Origin of the sequence: Streptomyces sp. NPDC002265 (assembly GCF_040296125.1) — a bacterium.
In the GTDB taxonomy this organism is placed as follows: Bacteria; Actinomycetota; Actinomycetes; order Streptomycetales; family Streptomycetaceae; genus Streptomyces.
On the sequence record NZ_JBEOWS010000639.1, the window covers coordinates 1 to 2,204 of the forward strand.

General features: G+C 73.1%; 2 protein-coding genes. One reads left to right on the top strand and one right to left on the bottom strand.

Annotated elements, in window-relative coordinates; all coding sequences use genetic code 11:
* Window positions 1–256: 256 nt before the first annotated feature.
* Window positions 257–580 carry a DUF5132 domain-containing protein gene (locus ABT085_RS45835; protein ID WP_351623066.1) on the bottom strand — a complete coding sequence of 108 codons (324 nt, stop codon included), beginning with the start codon at window positions 578–580 and terminating at the stop codon, window positions 257–259.
* A gap of 461 nt (window positions 581–1,041) precedes the next feature.
* Here ABT085_RS45835 and ABT085_RS45840 point away from each other — a divergent pair.
* The coding region (locus ABT085_RS45840; RefSeq protein WP_351623069.1) for a type I glutamate--ammonia ligase at window positions 1,042–2,204 on the top strand (1,163 nt) is incomplete at its 3' end.

A 2,204-nucleotide genomic window follows, 5' to 3' on the forward strand; every position in this document is an offset into this window, starting at 1 on the left:
GGGGGGGGGGGGGGGCGCGGGGGGGCGCCGACCGCGGTGGCGTCACGCGGTCGGCAGTCGGCAGTCGGGGCGCGGCGGTTGCGGCCGGGCGGCGGGTTCGCCGGCCTGGAGCTGTCGGAGGGGTGCGTGGAGTCCGTGCCGGGCAAGGGGTTCGTCGTGGGTTCCCTGTTCGGCGACGACGCCGCGAGGTCCCGTCCTCCGAGGCCGGCCCGGAGACGTGCCCGGGCAGCGGGCCGGGCCGTCGATCAGGGCGTCGCTACGCCCTCCCGGCGTCGGCGGTCGCGCAGCTGTGCGAAGTCCCGGCCTCGCCCTCGACCAGGTCGGCGGTCTCCGCGTTCGAGGCCGCGCCCCCGGTGGACCGATGGCCGTAACCGGCGGCGAGCTGCGCCGCCACCATGTCGGCGGCCACCTCGGCCGCGAGGTCGTGGATGTTCTCTCCGGCCTCCTGGACCGCCTTCTTCACCTCCAGGGCGACATCGACGGACGTCTTGAGGACACCGCGGATCAGCGGTTCGAGGAGACGCTTGGCCAGTGGTGCGACGACGAGACCGATCAGAAACGGCGGAACTACGGGAGGCATGAAGCTCCAGACCTCTCTACACAGACGCACGACCCGGGACCCGCGGCATCGCGGACCCCGGAGCAGGCACAGCAGGGAAGGGGGAAGGCGGAAGCAGCCATTTCCGGAATTCTCGATTCATCGTGCCGGCCTCCGGGCCGGATTGAATTCCTCGTCGATGGGGTACACCGTCCGCTCCCTGGTCACCGTAGTCCAGCCAGGTCCATCGAGACCAAATCGTCCCGGTGGGTTTCACTCATGAGGGTGTTATCCAGGTGCCGGGCCTTTACGGATCACGGTAAGCGCACACACCGAGGAAATCATTTTCCAATTTCCCTATTACCGGCGATCGCCTGCGTGACGAATGCCGAGTCCGCGCTCCGCCCTCCGGCGCCGGGCGCGTGGTTCGGACGATTCACGGACGGGTGAACTCCCAGCCCGTCACTGGCGCACCGGCTGCCGTGAACGCCAGCATGATCGGCATGGCCACCACGTACTCCCGAGCCGAGCGGGCCGCCCAGGCCCGGGCGGCCGAAGCCCAGCTCGCCGCCGACGGAATCGACGGGGTGGTGTTCGGCTGGGTCGACAACGCCGGGCTCACCCGGGTGAAGTCCGTCCCGCTCGCCCAGCTCGAACACGCCGCCGAGTACGGCGTCGGCGCCGTGCCCTGCTTCGACGTCTCCCTGGTGGACGACTCCTTCACCACCACCCCTTCGAGCACCGGCCCGGTGGGCGACCTGCGGCTCGTCCCCGACCTCGACCGGCTCACCCCGCTCGCCGCCCAGCCCGGCTGGGCCTGGGCCCCGGCCGACCGCTACACCCAGGACGGCACCCCGCACCCCGGCTGCCAGCGCGGCTTCGCCCGTCGGCTCTCCGAGGCCGTCGAGCGGCGCGGGCTCTCGGTGCGGACCGGGATCGAGGTCGAGTGGGTGGCGGCCGACGCCGCCGGGGCCCCCGCGACGGACGCGCCCGGGTTCGGGATGAACCGCTTCATCGAGCACTCCGACTACCTGCGGGAGGTGCTGCGCGCGCTCACCGACCAGGGGCTGACCGTGCTCCAGCTCCATCCCGAGTACGCCGCCGGGCAGTTCGAGGTCTCGGTCGCCGCCGAGGGACCGGTCGAGGCGGCGGACACCACGATGCTGGTGCGCCACACCGTCCGGGCCGTCTCCGCCCGGCACGGCTTGCGGGTCTCGTACGCGCCCGTCTTCACCGAGGGATCGATCGGCAACGGCGGCCACCTCCACCTCAGCCTCTGGCGGCAGGGCCGCAACCTCGGGCACGGCGGCCCCGGCCGCCACGGGCTGCACCCCGAGGCCGAGCAGTTCCTCGCGGGCGTACTGGCCGAGCTGCCCGCCCTGCTCGCCCTCGGCGCGCCCAGCGTCGCCTCCTATCTGCGGCTGGTCCCCTCCCGCTTCGCCGGGGCCTACCGCTGCTGGGGCCTGGAGAACCGTGAGGCGGCGCTGCGCCTGATCGCCGGCTCCGCGGCCGGACAGGCCAACGCCGAGTTCAAGTGCTTCGACGCCGCCGCCAACCCGTACCTGGAGATCGGCGCGGTGCTGGCCGCCGGACTCGCCGGCCTGGACGCCGGACTGCCCCTCCCGCCCGAGACCCCGGGCGACCCCGCCGCGCTCGGCGCCGCCGA